General features: G+C 37.3%; 16 protein-coding genes and 1 pseudogene. 13 read left to right on the top strand and 4 right to left on the bottom strand.

The annotated features are described in order from the left end of the window. Positions 1–4 precede the first annotated feature (4 nt). The 5 genes and pseudogenes from EG346_RS07175 to EG346_RS07155 all read left to right on the top strand — a co-directional run bounded on the left by EG346_RS07175 (position 5) and on the right by EG346_RS07155 (position 6081). The gene (locus EG346_RS07175; RefSeq protein WP_228426691.1) at positions 5–2206 is read left to right on the top strand and encodes a multicopper oxidase family protein; all 2202 of its coding nucleotides are present in this window, start codon (positions 5–7) and stop codon (positions 2204–2206) included. Between the two features lie 585 nt (positions 2207–2791). Next, positions 2792–3133, top strand: a complete 342-nt coding sequence (locus EG346_RS07170) for a hypothetical protein (protein WP_123854600.1) — start codon at positions 2792–2794, stop codon at positions 3131–3133. Between the two features lie 6 nt (positions 3134–3139). Next, the gene (locus EG346_RS07165; protein WP_123868029.1) at positions 3140–4318 is read left to right on the top strand and encodes a hypothetical protein; all 1179 of its coding nucleotides are present in this window, start codon (positions 3140–3142) and stop codon (positions 4316–4318) included. A gap of 149 nt (positions 4319–4467) precedes the next feature. Then, a pseudogene (locus tag EG346_RS07160) lies at positions 4468–5078 on the top strand (DUF6088 family protein). Between the two features lie 79 nt (positions 5079–5157). After that, on the top strand, positions 5158–6081 hold the full coding sequence (locus EG346_RS07155; protein WP_228426689.1) for a nucleotidyl transferase AbiEii/AbiGii toxin family protein: 924 nt from the start codon (positions 5158–5160) through the stop codon (positions 6079–6081). Positions 6082–6117: 36 nt separating this feature from the next. On the opposite strand, the gene EG346_RS07150 is transcribed toward EG346_RS07155, so the two are convergent. Continuing rightward, positions 6118–7329: a site-specific integrase gene (locus tag EG346_RS07150; protein WP_059344206.1), complete on the bottom strand. Its 1212-nt coding sequence runs from the start codon at positions 7327–7329 to the stop codon at positions 6118–6120. A gap of 914 nt (positions 7330–8243) precedes the next feature. Between EG346_RS07150 and EG346_RS07145 the strand changes: the two genes are divergently transcribed. Continuing rightward, positions 8244–10772: a DUF5686 family protein gene (locus tag EG346_RS07145; protein WP_228423599.1), complete on the top strand. Its 2529-nt coding sequence runs from the start codon at positions 8244–8246 to the stop codon at positions 10770–10772. Positions 10773–11083: 311 nt separating this feature from the next. Here EG346_RS07145 and EG346_RS25520 read toward each other — a convergent pair whose 3' ends face one another. The 3 genes from EG346_RS25520 to rplU all read right to left on the bottom strand — a co-directional run bounded on the left by EG346_RS25520 (position 11084) and on the right by rplU (position 12297). Then, on the bottom strand, positions 11084–11251 hold the full coding sequence (locus EG346_RS25520; RefSeq protein WP_407919917.1) for a bacteriocin-like protein: 168 nt from the start codon (positions 11249–11251) through the stop codon (positions 11084–11086). 200 nt (positions 11252–11451) lie between these two features. Continuing rightward, a complete protein-coding gene (rpmA, locus tag EG346_RS07140; RefSeq protein WP_034726841.1) occupies positions 11452–11709 on the bottom strand; it encodes a 50S ribosomal protein L27 in 258 nt (85 codons plus the stop codon). Between the two features lie 12 nt (positions 11710–11721). Continuing rightward, entirely contained in the window at positions 11722–12297 is a 576-nt protein-coding gene (gene rplU, locus EG346_RS07135) for a 50S ribosomal protein L21 (RefSeq protein ID WP_073328790.1), read from the bottom strand. A gap of 405 nt (positions 12298–12702) precedes the next feature. Here rplU and EG346_RS07130 point away from each other — a divergent pair, with 405 nt between their 5' ends. The 7 genes from EG346_RS07130 (at position 12703) to EG346_RS07100 (ending at position 20044) form a co-directional block, all read left to right on the top strand. Next, on the top strand, positions 12703–13590 hold the full coding sequence (locus EG346_RS07130) for a neutral zinc metallopeptidase (protein WP_073328787.1): 888 nt from the start codon (positions 12703–12705) through the stop codon (positions 13588–13590). A 114-nt stretch (positions 13591–13704) separates the two neighbouring features. Then, positions 13705–14793 (top strand): acyltransferase family protein, encoded by a 1089-nt coding sequence (locus EG346_RS07125; protein ID WP_123877715.1) that lies wholly within the window; start codon positions 13705–13707, stop codon positions 14791–14793. A gap of 74 nt (positions 14794–14867) precedes the next feature. Beyond that, positions 14868–15446, top strand: a complete 579-nt coding sequence (gene miaE / locus EG346_RS07120; RefSeq protein ID WP_073328783.1) for a MiaE family protein — start codon at positions 14868–14870, stop codon at positions 15444–15446. Between the two features lie 24 nt (positions 15447–15470). After that, positions 15471–16088, top strand: coding sequence for a DUF502 domain-containing protein (locus EG346_RS07115; protein ID WP_073328781.1), 618 nt, complete (start codon positions 15471–15473; stop codon positions 16086–16088). Between the two features lie 93 nt (positions 16089–16181). Then, positions 16182–17558 (top strand): tryptophanase TnaA, encoded by a 1377-nt coding sequence (locus tag EG346_RS07110; protein WP_123877713.1) that lies wholly within the window; start codon positions 16182–16184, stop codon positions 17556–17558. 243 nt (positions 17559–17801) lie between these two features. Beyond that, a complete protein-coding gene (locus tag EG346_RS07105) occupies positions 17802–18881 on the top strand; it encodes an FAD-dependent monooxygenase (RefSeq protein ID WP_123877711.1) in 1080 nt (359 codons plus the stop codon). 5 nt (positions 18882–18886) lie between these two features. Further along, positions 18887–20044 (top strand): pyridoxal phosphate-dependent aminotransferase, encoded by a 1158-nt coding sequence (locus EG346_RS07100; RefSeq protein ID WP_123877709.1) that lies wholly within the window; start codon positions 18887–18889, stop codon positions 20042–20044. The last annotated feature ends 105 nt before the right edge of the window (positions 20045–20149 follow it).

The following is a 20149-nucleotide window of genomic DNA, read 5'->3' as shown; positions in this document are numbered from 1 at the left end:
GCCCATGCCCGAAAAGCACCTAAAAGGCGGACGCAAAGTGACCTACCATCTTTATGTGAAAGACACCCTGGTAAATTTCGCGGGCAAACAGAAACGCGCCATTGCCGTAAACGGGCAGATTCCGATGCCAAAACTGGAGTTTTATGAGGGCGATACGGCGGAAGTGATTGTCCATAATTTAATGGACGAAGAAACTTCGCTGCACTGGCACGGTCTTCATCTTCCAAATAAAGAAGATGGGGTTCCCTGGCTTACCCAGAAACCCATTCCACCACATTCAACCTACACGTATTCGTTTCCGATCATCCAAAACGGAACCCACTGGTATCACTCACATACTGGCCTGCAGGAGCAGATTGGAATGTATGGGATGATGATTCTGAAAAAACGTCCCGAAGATCCTACTTTCCGGCCGGGGATTGATGATTTGCCCACAGAGCACCTTATCCTGAGCGAGTGGACAAACCTGAACCCCAATAATGTTCAGCGGATGCTTCACAACGCCAATGACTGGTTTGCTATTAAAAAAGGCAGTACTCAAAGTTATGCCGAAGCCATTAAAGAAGGCCACTTTAAAACAAAACTCACCAACGAGTGGAAGCGGATGCTGGCCATGGACGTGAGTGACGTGTATTATGACGCCTTTCTGATTAACGGTAAAATAGAAAGCCAGCTCGCAGGATACAAAGCCGGTGACAAAGTGCGGCTTCAAATTGCCAACGGCGGTGCTTCCTCCTATTTTTGGCTCAATTATGCAGGAGGAAAAATTAAAGTAGTGGCCAGTGATGGATTGGACATTGAACCGGTAGAAGTGGACCGTCTTATTCTGGCAGTTTCTGAAACAGTGGATATCGTAGTGGAAATTCCTGAAAGAAACACCTCCTACGAGCTCCTTGTTACGCCCGAAGACCGCACAAAATCGGCTTCCGTTTACATTGGCGAAGGAATTAAAAAAGCCCAGGCACCATTACCCAAACTCAAATATTTTGAAGGAATGAGGATGATGAATGACATGATGAAGATGAACGGTGACATGAAAGATATGGGCATGAAGATGAGTTATCAGACGATGGATATGAATCAGGTGATGTACCCTGAGATTAATGCTGAAAACAATGCAGCAATGCCGATGAATACAATGGACAACAGTGATGCGGAAATGGATCACTCAAAGCACCAGATGCCTGCTTCCGGGATTACCACATTGAATTACGGAATGATGAAGTCGCCTTATGACACTTCGCTTCCGAAAGACAGTCCCGTGCGCGAGCTCAAGTTTACCCTTACGGGAAACATGAGCCGCTATGTGTGGAGTATGGATGATAAAGTCCTTGCGGAGTCCGACAAAATATTGGTAAAAAAAGGAGAGATACTTCGCATAACACTCTTCAACAATTCGATGATGCGTCACCCGATGCACCTGCACGGTTTTGATTTCCGGGTGCTAAATAAAAACGGTGTTCGGGCACCGCTCAAAAATGTGTTGGACATTATGCCGATGGAGACCGATGTCATAGAATTTGCAGCCAACCAGGATGGGGACTGGTTCTTTCACTGTCACATCCTCTATCACATGATGGCGGGGATGAACCGCGTTTTCGCAGTGGGCGATTATCAGAATCCTTTGCTGCGGGATAAAGCTTCAACTTATAAAAAGCTTCAGCGCGAAAGTAACATGTGGCACCTGATGGCCGAAAACGATTTCGCCACCAATGGTAACGACGGGATGGCGAGAATTTCAAATGCCCGCTGGGAATTGGGAACAGAATGGCGTTTAGGTTACAATCCCCATCACGGCTACGAGGTGGAAACCCAACTCGGCAGGTATGTGGACCGTATGCAGTGGCTGAAACCATTTATCGGATTTAACTATCATTATAGAAAGATTGACAGGAATAATATTGAAAAAAACCTTTTTGGACAGGCATCTACTAAAGATGAAAGAAAAACTTTCAGCGCTGGTATCATGTATAAACTCCCGATGTTGGTGGACCTGCAGGCAGAAATATTTACAGACGGAATTGTAAGGTTCCAGCTGAAACGTGAAGACATTCCGTTGACTGCGCGTTTGCGCGGGGCATTCATGGTCAATACCGACAAAGAATATATGGCAGGTCTTAAATATATCGTCACAAAAAATATCGGAATCTCAACCCACTACGACAGCGATATGAGCTGGGGTGCAGGGATTACTTTGAATTATTAAGATACTGTTGATGAGCAATGTTTAATAGGGTGCAACACGTTAAATAAAGACCGATTGCACTTTATTTTGCTCGTACGCAGCCAGATATGTAATAAAGGAAGGGGGAAAATACTTATTACGAAGAAATTTGAAGTATCAATTTCTAGTCCCTACTTCTAAAATCAGGGACTAAATCGGGGATTGTTTAATGGTTTATACGATGCCTTATGCGTTTATAAAATTATCTAACTTGCTTACTGTCAGTAAAATGATGACTTACATTGCTTTATTGGTTTAAATAAAAACTCCCTGTGGAACTACATGAGCATTTTGATGAAATTCACCCAAAAGTTTTAAATTTTTTAAATGACAATGAAGAGAAGATAATTGAGGGCTACGAAGAAAATGACGGGCACCCATTTCAGCATGTCTTTAATTCTTATCTAAATTTATTTAAAGTAAGGTTTCCTCTTGTAACAAATTCAGAAGTTAACATTTTTAGATATTTTTTTGTTGAAAAGTTGCAAAGTCACTTCCGCAAAGAACTTCAGGACTCAATTGAAGTATGCAATCAAACATATTTTGGAAAATTACTACATAACATTCGTGAAGATAAATCTCGATCCGAAAGATGTTTCTTCTGTTTATGCCGTTAAACCTAAACTTGACAACCCAAGGATTGCCAAGCAACATGGGGCATTCTTAATTTTTGGTATTAGTCCATCATTATTTACTGTTTTCGGGTTATATAAGCCAATGGCTAAATTTAACAAAAAATGGATTGAAAGAGGAAGTGATTCAGATCAACGAATTATTATCGATAAAAAGTCTAAAACTCAAATATTACAACAACTGGAAAGCTTTGGTTTCAACCAAGCTACTTTATTTCCAGAAGTCGATATAGTTGCAAGTTTTGTAAAATTCAAATACTTAAAAAAACTGGATTAATAGATTTTGGATTTTAATAATAAATATGAAACATTGGATGATTTTATTTCTTCCCGCCTTAATGATGAAGAAGTGGGAATCTGGTTTTATGACAATGGTTTAGAGAAGTTTATTATTAAGTTGCCTAATCATATTATTAGAGCCATCAACCAAGGATGTAAATTAGAAATGTTAGTAGGGCAGTATTTTGTTTCAGAAAAAACATACCCTGTTATTGGATTATTCATTTATGACCATATTGATAATCCCTTGATTGTAACTCAATCCAGTAATTTCCTGCTTGAAATAGATGCACTTAAATTAATATTGAAAAGAGGGAATTCAATTTTATTGGACTTTTATGATGAATTGGGGGTTCCCGTTTTATCAAGCAATCCTACCCTAAGTGAGAATACCGTTGAAATTCAATGGCAAAACATTGATACTGAATATAACAATGATAATTGGAAGAAAGTTTTAGATCAAATGAAATTGGATTTTGACGCCAAAAACTATCAAGATTTTCAGAGAATAGAAATAAATGTTTCCAATGCAGTTGCGATACAATCTGCTTTTATTACTGATCAAAATATTACCACTCATTATTTAGAGGAAAAAGAGGGAGATCAGCTTGAAAAAAAAGTGTTCGTACCCTTAGAGTCTATATTTAAAATCAATACTATTTTTCTCAATCCTTATTTTAATTCTTCAGGCAGAAAAAAGGAATTCACCGATATTTTTGCCCATTATGAATTGGGAACATTTTATATTGAATCCAAGGTTTTATCTTCTCAAAAGGCTTTTGATAAATCCATTTCCAAACAACAGGATAATATTAAAAAGCAAATATTAAAGGCGGTTAATCAACTTGCCGGAGCTTTGAGAAGTGTATCAAATGAAATATCGGTATTTGACTCTAAATCAAATCTGAAAATTGAGATTAACAAAGGGTTAGTACCACAATGTATTATTTTAGTTTCAGAATTACCCTCATTTGGGGAATGGGAAGATTTTAACATTTCAATTTTTAAATTAATTTCACAATATAACTGTTATCTCAATATAATGGAACTTTCTGACTTTATGAAGATTATTAAAGTAGCCAGCGCAAGCATCGAAAAATTGGATTATTATCTTATGAAAAGGGCAGAAGGTTTCGAAACAACAAAGACTTTCTTTTATAAAACCGAGGTTGTGTTTAATTAAGTGTTTTAATAATTTATTTTTTATTCCAGGTTCTAGAAAGACTATTTTCAATCTTTATTCGTCCGATTTCTCTAATTATTTGAGAAGCGAATCTTCTTTTTCGTCGCAAATATTTTCTAAATTTGCGACAAAATAACCGTAAATTGCATATGCAAAGCATTGATGATAAAATACTTGTAAAAATAAAAAAAGCGAAGAGGGGTACGCTGTTTTTTATGGAAGGCTTTCTTGCTTTCGGCAATGCCAGAGCAGTTGCAAAAGCATTGGAAAGATTGGTCAATAGCGGCGGTATTTCCCGTGTTGCGAGGGGATTTACGCTGTTTTACAAACGGATCCAGTTTTGGGAAATATTCAGCCTTCTGCCGAACAGATTGCAGAGGTAATTCGCAAAAGAGACAAGGCGCGCATTATTCCAACGGGAATTCTGGCGCTCAATGCACTAGGACTCTCCACCCAGATTCCCCTCAATTTGGTGTATCTTACAGACGGTTCTGCACGAACAGTTGATCTCGGCAAAAGAAAAATAAAATTCAAAAAAACAAGCCCGAAAAACCTCGCTGCGATTGGTGAAATAAGCGGACTTGTAATCCAAGCTTTGAAAGAAATCGGGAAGGACAATGTCACTCAACAGGAAAAGGATTTAGTTATAGAAAAACTTAAAAAGGAAAATCCATACCGCTTGGAACACGACATTCGCCTTGCGCCAGAATGGATTAGGATAATAATGCGGAACGCCATAAATAAAAATAATGACAAATAAATTTTTAGCCCTTCCCCAATAAACGAGGGTCCTTGCTTTTACACAAGTTGCCGAAAAAAGAGGAATAACACCGTTTGCCGTGGAAAAAGACTGGTGGGTATCGCAAACTTTGAAAGCGGTTTTTGAATTGGATGTAGCCGAGCATTTGGTTTTCAAAGGTGGCACCTCGCTGAGCAAGGCGTGGAACCTCATAGAAAGGTTTTCCGAAGACATTGATTTGGCCATCGAAAGAGAGTTTCTTGGCTTCGAAGGAAGTTTGACTAAAAACAAGAAAACCAAATTAAGGAAGGCTTCCGGCCAATATATCAGCGAGGTTTTTTATTTAGAATTACAGGAAAAATTTAAAGAGAAAGGCTTGGAAAATGTCACTTTCTCGTTGGCCGAAACCCAGGATTCCGATCAGGATCCTCGTATTATCAATATTTTTTATCCAAATATAATTGAAGTTACGGAATATCTGAAGCCGAGAGTTCAAATAGAAGTCGGGTGCCGTTCATTGATTGAGCCATTTACGATGAAAAAAATTTCCGCGATGGTTGATGATGAATATCCAGAGCAGAGTTTTTCGGAGAAAAGCGAAGAAATACCATCCGTTAATCCGGAAAGGACTTTTTTAGAAAAAATTTTCCTTCTGCATGAAGAGTTTCAGAAAACCGCTGAAAAAATAAGGGTAGATCGGCTCAGCCGCCATTTGTACGATCTATATGCTCTTTCAAAAACAGAATATGCAGAAAGTGCCCTACAGAATAAGGAACTCTATGAAACCATTGTAAAGCACAGAATGGAGTTTGCCAATATCTCCGGTATCGACTATAGCCTGCACAGGCCAGCCACAATAAACCCTATTCCACCAGAAAATATCATTGAATTATGGGAAAAAGATTATGCCAAAATGCGAGAAGAAATGGTTTATGGCGAAAACAGACCAACTTTTTCTGAAATAATTGAAACTCTTAAAAAACTAAAAGATAAAATCAACAGCCTCAATTGGGAAATGATTTAAGGGAAAAGGTTTTGCTAAAATATTAAACAAATACTCTTACTTCAAAACCTCGTCAATAATCTTATCCAATTTATTATCCGGAAGACTGTTTAAATAAGACAGTGTAGATTTTATATCTTTTTGCCCAAGTGCTTCGCGAATAGTCTCAATTGAAATATTATTGAACTTCAAAACTGTGGCAAACGAGTGACGGGCGCAGTAATAAGAGATATTCTTCTTGATTTGCAGTTCTTTCATTATTTCTTTTAACTGCATATTCACATAATAGGTCAGCACTTTTTTGGATCTGTTTTTTAGGTAAATCTGCGTTGGCTTTTCGGTATTCATTATGTTGAAAATGAACTTTGAACTGTCTTCGGATTTGTATTTTTCCATGATATTCCGAGCGTAATCATTGATTTTAAAACTCACCGGAACGCCTGTTTTACTGCGGATATAATTAATACGATCAATATTCAAGAATTTTTTTTCCAACTTAATCAAATCCAAAAAGTTGATTCCTCTTGCATAATAACTGAACAAAAACATATCTTTTGCAAAAGAAAGTTTTTCGTCTTTTGGCTCATATTTCTTGAGTTTTTCTATTTCTTCTTCATTCAGATACTCCTTTTTCCCACTTTCCTTCAGTTTTGAAATTTTATAATGCCTAAAAGGATATTGTTTTTCCGTAATTACTTGGTTTCTAATGGCTTGATTAAAAACCGAACGCAAAGTCCGCATTCTAATCGCGATACTGGACTCCCTATTCCCACGAGAAATGCAATAGGCTTCAAATTTTTTCAAGTTAGAATAATCCAATTCATTAAAGCTAATGTCTTTTTTGCCAAAGAACCGTTGCAGCGCATTCAGAGTATCTTTTTCCACTTTCGCTGTTCCGGTTTTATCCGATGCCAAAAGATTTCTAATCAAATCTTCGTGGAAACTCGTATAGGTTAAGGAAATGCTTTGTCCGCTGCTCGTCTTTAGTTTATTGATAAGATCAGGAAGCGTGAAGTAGATTCCATTTTTATCGAAATCGTCGATAATCTCGTCAATGATCTTAATTCTGCGCTCAATAAATTTGTTGAGGTTAGCGTGATTGGGATGCGAAGTTTTCAGACGACAAGCGTCAAAACTCCAGTCCTTCTCCTTGCAAGTTTTCCCGATTGAAAGACTTGTGTTTTTGCGGTCTTTTATAAATGAAATTATGATACTTCTCTCCCCTGTTTTATTCGCTTTTGGAGCAAGTGTAAAGGTGTAACTTACCATTTTGTGTCAATTTTTATCGTTTTTCACGAACATTTTTTTCAGATGTTCCTGTTTATCGTGTTTTACAAAAATTTTTTCACGAACATTTCACGAACATTTGCCCTCCAAAAGTAAAATATTATAAAATACTGTACAAGAAAAATATTTGTAAACAATTGATAATCAAAGAAAATAAAGCATAATAAAGATTAAGCAAATTATAATAAAACACAATAAAACCGACTGTTAATCAGAGGGTCGCTGGTTCGAGCCCAGCAGGAGGAGCCAAAAAGACTTACAGAAATGTAGGTCTTTTTTTTGTATCCGGACCTCAGATAATAGGAGATATTTGAACCATCAATATCAGCAAGTATTCATTATCTAATTAATCTATTTTACTTAAATTCCGATCAACTTACTTTTCCACATCCCATAATTTTCCACAAAATAGCGAAAGACGTCAACTTCTTCTTCTTTTTACCTATCATTTCAGATATCCACAAATAACTATTATTTAATGTGGAAAAAGCTCATTAAATTGAATAATCAATTGAAATTAAATAAATTACTATTGTTAATAACCTGTGGAAAAACTATTAAGAAGGTATTAAGATATCATGGAAAACACATTATTAATCTGTTAAAATCATGTGAATAACCTGACGAAAACATATTTAAAGGGTGTTGATAATCCAATTTTCCTATGCTGATAAATTGTGGAAAAGATGTGAATAGTGAAAAAACATATTCGTGAATCACATACCGAATTATAATGGCAAAATTTCCCTTCATCAAGCCAGTTATTATCACAATCTTTTCCTGTTATTTTCGTTACATTTGTAGTTTTGTGATTTTTCACAGAAAACGTTAAAAAAAATGATCTTTTTTAAATTAACAGCACGCTTTTTGTTTGTGCTAATTGCCTGAAGAACCAAATGATGTTAAATAACAACTCCAAATATTACAACCTTTTTTTTCTGCTTTTTATATCCTGTCTCACGTATGCCCAAAACACAGCAAACGGTAGAATCACCGATGCAAAAACCAACAAAGAAATTTCCGGTGTAGATATCTTTATCAATGACAGCACAACCCCCTTTCTGAAGACTTCCGTGGGAAACTTCAGCGTCCAGTCTGACAGCATTATTTATAAACTAAAATTTTCGAAAAAGAACTATTCCGCTGAAACCGTTAACATTACTCCTGAAACAGCAGAAAACATTTTCGTAAAACTTTCACAGGAAAAAGAAAATACCATTGCTGAGATTGTCATCCATAACGAAAAACCTAAGTATAAAAACAAGAAGGAAAATCCTGCTTATGCCATTATGCAGGAAGTATGGAAAAGAAAACGAAATAACGGCTTAGAAAAGTTCGACACCTATACCTATAAAGAGTATGAAAAAATCCAGTTTGACGCCAACAATCTGGACAGTGCTTTTATGAGTAAAAAGATCTTTAACAAACTTGACTTTATTTTTGATTATGCTGATTCTACAGCGAGCGGAAAAATAGGACTTCCTATATTCCTGAATGAGTCCATGTATGAAAATTTCGGGGAAAATAAACCGGGGAAAAAGACAAAAAGATTACTTGTTGCCCAAAAAACATCAGGATTTCAGGATAATCAGGTCATCACCATTACGGCAAAAAACCTCTACAGAGATATTAATATTTACGACAACACGTTAAATTATTTTGACATCGGATTTCCTAGCCCCGTGGGCACCAATGGATTCAGCACCTATGATTATAACTTAACCGATACGATCTCTATCCACGGAGAGAATGCTTATAAGATCAGATATCAGCCCAAAAGGAAAGACGTTTTAGCTTTTCAGGGATACCTTTATATAGATACAGATAGCTATGCTGTGCTGGGAGCCACTTTAAAATCAACCCAGAAAATCAACGTTAACTTTATCAATAGTATTTCCACAGAGCTGGAATATGATAATCCTGACGAAAATACATTCCTTCCTAAAAAATTCATTACAGAAATAGAGCTTACCCCTTTTGCGAAAAAAAGAACTTCAAAAAGTATTATTGCAAAACGGTCCGTTGATTATTCACAGTATGAATTCAACAAGCCTCTTGATGACAAAGTATTTACCCGCAGAGAAGAAGAATACGATGATAAATTTGTTGATAAAGACGATGCTTATTGGGCAAAAGCAAGACCGGACTCATTATCAAAATCGGAGCAGGGAGTTTACGAGATGCTTGACAGGCTTCAGCAGACCCCAAAATTCAACCGTATTGTTAAAATCTACGAAACACTCGCATCAGGATATTACAACGCCTTTAAAGGTATTGATATCGGTCCTATTTTTTCAATTTATGGTAAAAATGAGGTTGAAGGAGACAGGATAAGACTGGGAGCCAGAACGTATTTCGGACAAAATGATCCCTGGAGAGTTCAGTTTTATACCGCATACGGATTCAAAGACCAACAGGTTAAATACGGAGCGGAAGCTCGCTATATGTTCAACAGGGTCAACAGATTTATGATTGGCGCCGGAACCAAGCGAGACATCGAACAACTTGGGGTACAGCTTACGACTGATGACGGAATCATGGCAAGAACTTTTGCATCATCCACCCTTTTTGCCAGAGGAGAGAACGCTTCTTTGAGTTCTATCAACAAAACTAATATTTTTGCCTCTATTGAGCCATGGAAAAACTTCCAGGTAAGAGTAGACGGAACCCTGCAGAGCATCAAATCTGCCAATCCCGAGAAGTTCAGCCTGATGTACTACCGAAATGGTGATTTGCGAAAAACCCTTAATGATTCTCACGTTACGCTTAGCTTAATTGCAAGACCGGGAGCCAAATTCTCCCAGACCGGAGTAGACCGTTATGAACATGGAACATTGGCACCTACTATTATATTGAAATACACGAGAGGAATTGAAGGATTATTCAATGGTGATTTCAATTACAACAGACTTCAGTTTATGTTCTACAAGCCCGTATTGCTCGGAAGCTGGGGTAAGACCATGATCAGCTTCGAGGCTGGAAAGACTTTCGACAATGTTCCGTTAGGACTTCAGAATGTAATCCCGGGAAACCAATCTTACAGTCTGGCACAAAATACATTTGCACAGCTTAATTATTATGAATTTGTTGCTGATACGTATTCAACACTTCATCTTGAACATCACTTTAATGGAAAGATACTTTCTTTCATTCCTTTGATTAAAAAACTGAAGCTCAGAGAGATTGCCTTTATCAGAAGTGCTTACGGAACTTTAAGTGACGCGTCTAAAGCGATCAATGTAGACGGATTTAAATATTCCGCACCCAGTGAGCAGATTTATTTTGAATATGGATTCGGAATTGAAAATATAGGAATCGGAAACCTTAGGATCTTTAGAGTAGACTTCAACTGGAGAGGAAATTATCTCGACAGACCTGATATTTCTACATTTGGTATCAAAGCAGGATTCCAGGTAGGATTTTAATAAGAAGACAATATAAGAACGGGCTGCATCTTCGAAGATGCAGCCCGTTTCTATTCTTACTAAGTTCATGAATAATGACTTTATTCAGGTTTGTACACTTAGCATTTCCAACCCTCATTAACATGAAGCAGGAAAACGCATTTTCTTCAAGGCAGTCATTCCACCAGATATCAAATACAGTAGCTACTGTTTATTTATCTGTTAAACAAATAGATAAATGTTTCATTACAGTGGAATATGGTAGAATTATTTATCCTTGAAAATAAAAAAACCTCAGCATACGCTGAGGCCTTTCAATAACTTTATTTACATTAACATGGGCAAGGATCCGGGTCCATAACCATATTAATACATCTAAGCCTCTGCTGTGATGTCCATGAACACCATTCACCGCAGGTAGTTGCAGGAGGTGGACACAATACAGCTCCACCGGCAATAGTTCTAAGTTTGTTCTTAGATAATTTTCTGAGATTTTTCATAATAATTAGCTTTGATTTGTTCGCCTACTCTCTACGCTTTTCGGCATCCGCATATGATTTGTTATTTGATGGTTAACAAATATATAAATATTTCACCAAAATTGGAATATTGGCGAAAACATTTTGCTTTTAACAGATATAGACATAAAAAAAACCTCAGCAAATGCCGAGGTTTCAATTTTTATAAAACGCTTAAAAAATTATGCGTTTGCTTCTACAGATACGAAAGATCTGTTGTTTGCTTTCTTTCTGAAAACTACTTTACCGTCTACTAATGCAAACAAAGTGTGGTCTTTACCCATTCCCACGTTTTCACCCGGGTGATGTTGTGTACCTCTTTGTCTGATAATAATATTTCCGGCAATAGCTTCTTGTCCACCGAAAATCTTCACACCTAATCTCTTAGAGTGAGACTCTCTACCGTTCTTGGAACTACCGACTCCTTTCTTGTGTGCCATTTTATTACTGGATTATTTGTTAAGTGCTTTAAATTGATCAATATTCTTAACGATAGCAGCATCTACTTCTTCGTGAGTAAGAATAGTTTTTTCTAATTCCACTTTAACTGCTTTACCTAAAGTAATTAAAGTTTCTCTGTTCTCTTTAGACTGAGACAAGTTGTTTTTCTTCAGGTGATAGTTCAGTTCATGATCTTCACCAAAGTTAACAGTTGCGTTGTCAGAAAGAATTTCAGTTTTTGCTGTTTCTTTTTTAGTCACTTTCTTTGCTCCAGCTTCAAAACCGGTAATACCAGTGATTCGAATCTGAGTTAAAGATTGTCTGTGACCATTCTTTACTTGGTAACCTTTTCTTCTTTTCTTTTTGAAAACGATTACTTTATCAGCTTTTACATGGTCTAGGATCTCTGCATCTACAGTGATACCGCTTACAGCTGGGGCGCCAACAGTGATTGAACCGTTTACAGTAAGAAGAATTTTATCAAAAGAAACCTTGTCTCCTTTTTCTCCTTTCAAACGGTTTACAAACAACTTCTGGTCTTGCTCAACTTTATATTGAAGCCCTGCTATTTCTACAATTGCAAACATTGTTTATAAATTTTTAGTTATTTCGAGGTGCAAATATATGAATAATTTTCTAAATAGCTTGCAATCAGATCTGTATTTTTTTAGAAAAACAATTTAGGGTCATTTAAAGAATTCCCCGTTGTAAAATATTCAATCGTAAACCTATTTTGAAAAGAAATAATTTCTTATTACCAACAGTTTAAAATCAATACTCAATGGTCTATTCATCCCTTTTTCTTAGTTATATCAAGGCATAAAAGAAAATTACCTGCATAAATTCCTATTAATATTTACAATTAGGTTTATTTTTTTCATCAAAAATAACACAAAAATATAAATTCACTATGTTTTGAATAATTTCTCACATTAAAGCACTCATAATTAAGAGATAATTTTATACCTTCGTTATCACCAAAAATATTTTATATGAAAAGAAACTTCAAATTCTGCTTATTAGCAGGAGCCATGGCTGCTTTCTCATTGTCAGCCTGCCGTGACGACAAAATGGAAGAATCTGTTCTTCCTGAATCTCAATCTGCAAGCGCAAAGATCGAACAGCCGGGAGATCTTCAAAAAAGCTGCTCTTATGTAGACCAGAACTGGAGCTCATCTTCTTTACTGTACACTACTCTTCAGAATTCTACGGACACCAACTTTATGAATTCTCAGATGACTAAAATTGCAAGTTTATGGGGAAGAAGCAATCCTACCCTTCGATTTGTGAATGACCCTTCCAACTTTAATTCTACGTACAATGCCATTTCTTATTCCACAGGAAAGATTTACTATGGCTACGCTATTTATTATGATGCAAAAAGCAAAGGCGGAGATATTGTCAATGCCATGATCCTTGCTCATGAATATGGTCATCAGTTACAATACATTTTTGGACTGCCTACTGTTAATGAATCCACCGCAAGACCCAACGAACTGGAAGCAGATGGTTTTGCAGGATATTATTTAAGAAGACCGAACGGATACAACAAAACCAACTTTACAGAAATTGCCGCTGCCTATGAATTTGCACAAAGCATCGGAGATTATCAAACGAACAGCGCCAACCATCACGGAACTCCTCCACAAAGAAGATCCGCCGTACGTTTAGGATTTCTTCTCGGACAGTACGATCTTAATGCCGCGAATTTCGACTATAATTTCTTCTATTATTATCAGGGTGTATTAAACGGAACTTATAAAATGGGCAAAAACTCCGCAAACCCGGAGATCGATGCTTATATGAGCCAATACATGGATGAACTTAGAAAAATTCAGACGGGAGAAATTTCTGCAGAAGAATTTAAACAACTTCAATAAACATTCATTTTTAGCATATTTAACAAAGGAGGCAGGCAGCAATGTCCTGTCTCTTTTTATTTTTATCGATAAATATCCTAAAGTTTATTTACTTTTGAACCATATCGTACAACAATGAACAGAGACCTCTACATTGATTTTGCCAAGGGAATGGCCACACTTTCCATTATATTCATCCATACCGCTTTCTGGTCGGGACAGTTTTATATTCCTGCAGAAATCAGAGTATTTTCTCTGGTATTTGATGTTGCGCTTTTTTACGCGCTCAGTGGAATTACTTCCGGATCGAACGTAGAAAAAACATTGTACAGGTTATTAAAACTTCAGATCACCTATATGATCTTTGTCACCTTCCTTTTCTTTTTAGATTACTTTTTCAAAGTATTTGGATTAACATTCTTTTCTATGGAATGGCTTCAGAGCTTTTATTCAACGTTTGGATCAAAATATGCCACAACCGGTGTTTCCGATATCCCGCAATGGCAGAATCTTGGAAACTGGTACCTTCACCAATATACGAATGCAGACACTTTCCCAGTGGTTATGGGCAGCTTCTGGTACCTCAAAGTTTATTTTATTTTAGCTGTTTTTGGAGTATTAATTTTAAGATTTTTTCCTAGACATGTCAACTGGTTCATAGGACTTTGTCTTGTTTTAACCTTAGTATTCAATATTTTCCCGGAAATCTATCCTACAGGTCAAGTCGGTTATGTGGCTTTCTACCTGGCCATCTTTTTAATTGCCAACAGAATGCGCGGAAAAAAAATTCCGGCCAAAGCTATTCCTGTCGTTTACGCAGCAATTGCGGCGGCCCTGATCTGGATGTTCTGGTATTATGGAAGTGAGATCTTTTATAAAATCAATAAAAATAAATTCCCGCCAAAGATTCCTTATATTATCTGGTCATTATTCTCCCTCACTACCTTACTGGTGCTTTATAACAGATTAAAAATTACAAAAGAAAATTTTGTTACCCACATCGGAAAGAATGCCATTTTCTTTTACTTCGCTCAGGGAATAAGTTCCTCGCTCGTCTATTTTATAGTTGTTGCTTTAAAAGAAAATATGCCCTGGTGGATGCTGATGATCCTCATTTATATCATTAATATAATCCTTGCCTTCATTATTGCAGCAGGATTAAAAAAGGTAGACGATCTCGGGTGGAAAGTTCTGGAATTTTTAAGGAGAAAAACTGCTTCTTAACACTTTAGCTCTCTATTTGAAATAAAAAAACTTTAGTATCGCAATTTATTTTAATTTTACAAAAAATTCAAAACATGTTTAAGTTGAAACTTCCTACCGATCCAAGGTGGGCAAATATTGCAGAAGGAAACATAGGAGAAATTTTAACGGATCATGCGTGGTGTGAGCAGAAAGCCACAACCAATGCCATCAGTTTAATCAATATGCTCCCAGAATACCCAGAAATTGTAACGGAACTTATTGCCATTGCGCAGGAAGAGCTCGACCATTTCAGCCAGGTTCACGAAATTATCAAGAAAAGAGGATATGTTTTCGGAAAGGCGAGAAAAGATGATTACGTCAATGAACTGGCTAAATTTGTTGTTCAGGGACGAAGAGAAGATTTAATTGTTGATAAATTACTTTTCGCTGCCATGATTGAAGCAAGAAGCTGTGAAAGATTTAAAGTTCTTACAGAAAACATCAAAGATGAAGAGCTTAAAGCTTTTTACAAAGAATTAATGATCTCAGAAGCCAATCATTACACGACTTTCATTGGTTTTGCAAGACAGCTGGGTGATCTCGAAAAGGTAAACCAACGCTGGGAAGAATGGCTGGAATACGAAGCCAGTATCATCAAATCTTACGGAAACAAAGAAACCATTCACGGTTAAAATAAAAAAAGTAAAAAATCCACGTTGAAAAAACCGACTTTCGAAAATATTGCTAATTTTTTTCTGAAAAATTTCTTTCAGGGACTGGTTATTATTGGCCCGATCGGGCTGACCATTTTTGTGATATGGTATATTGTCAGTGCTATTGACAACCTTATTCCATCTGTCGCAAGGGAAGTCCCGGGTCTGGTTTTCATTTCAACCATACTGATGACTGCAATCCTGGGCTATCTTGGAAATAAATTCGTAGTCGGACGGTTCTTTTTTGACACCATGGATAGCCTGCTGGAGAAAACTCCCGGGGTGAAACACATCTATACGCCTACAAAAGACGTCATGTCTTCATTTGTAGGAGACAAAAAGAAATTCAACGATCCGGTCTGGGTAAAGACGAACGAAAATCCCGAAATCTGGAGAATCGGCTTTCTGACCCAAAAAGAAATGTCGGACGTTGACAAGCACAATTACGTTGCGGTATATCTGCCCCACTCTTACGCAATTTCAGGATGGGTAATTGTTACTGAAGAAAAAAACATCAAACCTGTTGTGGGAATGACTGCGGCTTCTGCCATGAAGTTTGCCGTAAGCGGCGGTGTAGCCGGGTTCCATTCTGACGACAATATATTTAAAGCTCCGGAGTAATCTCTTCTGCTCCCTTTTAAATATACATTGATGAATTTGAAATTTTTTTCAAACAAATTTTCTTTACAAACAATCTAAAAAATATTTTAACGCATGAAATTACCGTACGCGGAACCATTCCGTATCAAAATGGTGGAGGAAATCCGCCAGTCTACCAGAGAAGAAAGAGAGCAATGGCTTAAAGATGCCAATTATAATCTTTTTAACCTAAAGTCATCCCAGGTTTTCATCGATCTTCTTACCGATTCCGGGACAGGAGCGATGTCCGACAGACAATGGGGCGCATTGATGACCGGAGATGAAAGCTATGCCGGGTCACGATCTTTTGAACAGCTTCAGAATGCCGTTGAAAAAATCACCGGTTTTAAATATTTACTACCAACTCACCAGGGAAGAGCTGCTGAAAACGTTCTTTTCTCAGTTCTGGTAAAAGAAGGCAATGTTGTTCCTGGAAACTCTCATTTTGACACGACTAAAGGTCACATCGAGTTCAGAAAGGCACATGCAGTAGACTGTACCATCGATGAAGCTTTTGACATTAATGATCTACATCCGTTTAAAGGAAACATCAATCTGGAAAAACTGGAAGAGATTTACAAAAGCCATCCTAAAGAAAACATCCCTTTCTGTTTGATTACGATCACTTGTAACTCTTCGGGAGGACAGCCTGTTTCTCTGGAGAACATGAAAGCTGTAAGAGAGCTTTCCAACCGATATGGGATTCCTGTTTTCTTTGACTCAGCGCGATTCGCAGAAAATGCTTATTTCATTAAAAAAAGAGAAAAAGGCCAGGAAAACAGAAGCATCAAAGAAATCTGTAAGGAAATCTTCTCATACGGAGACGGAATGACAATGAGTTCCAAGAAAGACGGTCTTGTTAATATTGGAGGATTCATTGCGTTAAACAGTGAAGAAATCTTTAGAAAAGCATCCAACTTTACGATCATTTATGAAGGTTTTATTACCTATGGAGGAATGGCCGGAAGAGATATGGCTGCTTTGGCCGTTGGTCTGGATGAAGCAACAGAATTCGCTTACCTTGAAAGCAGAATTTCTCAGGTGGAATATCTTGGAAACAAACTGATTGAATACGGAATTCCTGTTCAAAAGCCTATCGGAGGACATGCTGTTTTTATTGATTCCCTAAATTTTCTTCCCAACGTATCCCGTGCAGAATATCCTGCGCAGACTTTAGGACTTGAGATTTACAAGGAAGCAGGAATCAGAACCGTAGAGATCGGTACACTATTAGCCGACAGAGACCCTGAAACCAGACAAAACCGTTATCCAAAGCTGGAATTGGTACGTCTTGCGATTCCTAGAAGAACGTATACCAACAACCACATGGACTACATCGCTGCAGGAATCAAAAACGTATATGAAAGACGTGAAGAGATTTCCAAAGGATATAAAATCACTTGGGAACCAGATTTACTAAGACACTTTACAGTACAGCTTGAAGAAGCTTAACAATAAAACCGGGATTCAGCTCCCGGTTTTTTATTTACATTTCAGCAAAAAAAAACACGCGAAACTTCTGATCAAAATATATGAACTCATGTATTTTTTATGTTATGTATAAATTATTCTAAATTAAAATCATTTACTTTATTCAAATGATGATCGTTTTTAATTTACATTTGCACTTATCAAAAAAAAACAGTTTACAGGACGTAAACGTAAACACTAACTGAAAAAATCCATCATTCCGAAATGAACAAAATTGCTGTCGTGGGCGCCGGCATCTCCGGCTTAAGCATAGCGAGTTACTTAGAAAAACATCAATTAGATTACCACATTTATGAAAGAAGGAAAAAAGATGATCTTACAGGTCACGGCTTTCTGCTTCCGAAAGAAGGGATAGAATATCTGTCACAGATCGTTGATCAGTCCTTGCTTTATAAACAGGGTAATTTTTTAAAGAAATACATCAGGTATTCACATCAGGGAAAGATACTTGCAGAAAAAGAACTCCATGATGTCTTTGTCATTTCCAGAAGCTCTCTTATTGATATTCTGGCCCGAAATATTCCTGCTGAAAAGATCACATATGAAGAAACGGTGATCCCCTGTACCCTTCAGAAAGGGAAATTAAAAAAGCATGACGGAACGTATTTAGATTCTGATCTTGCCATTGTTTCTGATGGTTCTAAAAGCCGCATCAGAAGAGAAACCTTCCAGGACGAGGTCATGAGAACGGTGCAGGAATATGAAATTGTGAACATCATCAAATGTAAGGAGATCGCTGCGTGCTTAGAGGACAACTTCATGAAATACCATCACGAAGATGGCGGACTTACTTTCGGGATCCTGAAGCTTTCCGAAGACACCGTCTTATGGTACGCTCAGTTTGATCATGAAAAATACAAAATCAGTGAAGCATCTACCGTTGAAAACCTGAAAAGCTATATGTTTGAAATTTTTAACGATTGGGATCCTATGGTATCTTCTATCGTAAAAGGATCAAATTATGAAAATGTCCATTTGTGGCGGGTCTATGAACTGGAGAAACTTAACCCTTTTTTCAACGATAATATTGTTTTCATAGGTGATGCTGCCCATCCGCTCATCCCCTTCACCAGCCAGGGCGTAACCTCAGCACTAAAGGATTCTTTTACTCTGACTCAATGTCTGATAACAGAAGAAAACAGGGTCGATGCCTTCAGGAAATATGAAGCCGAAAGGAAACCGGAAATAGAAATTCACATCAGAAACGGAAGAACCCTGCTGAATGAGTTTCTGAAACCTCTTCACCAACAGACCGAAAATATTTTACCCATATCCTATAAATAAAGCCAATGTTCAGTAATAACGATATCAATTTTGAAGCCTTAAAAAGAAAAGCCTATAACGGCAGATGGGCAACCATAGAAGAGGGAATTATTCCTCTGACCGCTGCAGATCCGGATTTTAGAACCGCCCCGGAAATAGAGCAGGGAATCATAGAATACATCAAAGACGGCTATTTAAGCTATGGGCCTTTTTCAGGGCTTCCTGAGTTTAAAAAAAATGTTGCAGAACATTTTAATACTGATAAACATGGCTGTTTTACACCTGACAACGTTCTTGCTGTGAACAGCGCTGCGCAGGGAATGTTCCTGATTGCATCCTTTGTTTTAAAGCACGGAGACGAAGCCATTATTTTAGATCCCGTAGATTTTCTGTTTAAAAGATCTGTAGAAGCTGCCGGAGGAACTGTCAAATTATGCCCCGTAAATCACACAACCGGAGATATTGATTTTGAAAAAATGACAGAACTGATCAATCCGAAAACCAAACTCATCAGTATATGCAATCCTCATAATCCACTTGGAAAAGTATACTCCAAAGAAGTTCTGAAAAAAGTCTCTGAAATTGCTTCTGCTCATGACCTTTGGGTGATGAGTGATGAAATATGGAGTGACATCATCTATGACCATAAAGACTTCCATACCTATTCATCTGTTTCAGAGGAAGCAAGGAAAAAAAGCTTCACGGTTTATGGTTTTTCAAAATCATTTGGAATCGCAGGACTCCGGATTGGGGCTGTTTTGTGTAATGATCAGGATATATTTGATGACTTTGTAGAAAAATCAAATTTCAATTCTACGATAGAAGGGGTTTCTACGCTTTCACAAATTGCCGGCAGTGTTGCCTTGGAGCGCGCTAAACCATGGTATAGAGAATTTCTAAGCCATTTACAGAATAACAGGAACCTTGCTTATGATATTCTGAGCGGGTCAGAGATTTTAAGCCCGAACTTACCTGAAGCCACTTTTGTGTTATTTCCAAAGATCAAAAACAATATGACCAGTGATGAATTTACCCTGCACGTACTTCAGCATGGGAAAGTAGCTGTTGTTCCGGGTTCTGAACGATGGTTTGGAAAAGGAGCTGAGGGCCATATCAGAATTTGCTTCTCCACTTCAAGGGAAATTCTGGAGGAAGGCCTTAACCGGATCATCAAAAGTTTTTAAGGTTAAAAAAATTCATAAATTATAATTATATACTTAATATTTTACTGAAATTAACGAAAAACACCCTCTATTTAAAAAATTCATACACAATAGCGATATTTCACA

It is taken from the genome of Chryseobacterium carnipullorum, assembly GCF_003815695.1.
In the GTDB taxonomy this organism is placed as follows: Bacteria; Bacteroidota; Bacteroidia; order Flavobacteriales; family Weeksellaceae; genus Chryseobacterium; species Chryseobacterium carnipullorum.
This window is presented reverse-complemented; position numbering and strand designations above follow the sequence as displayed.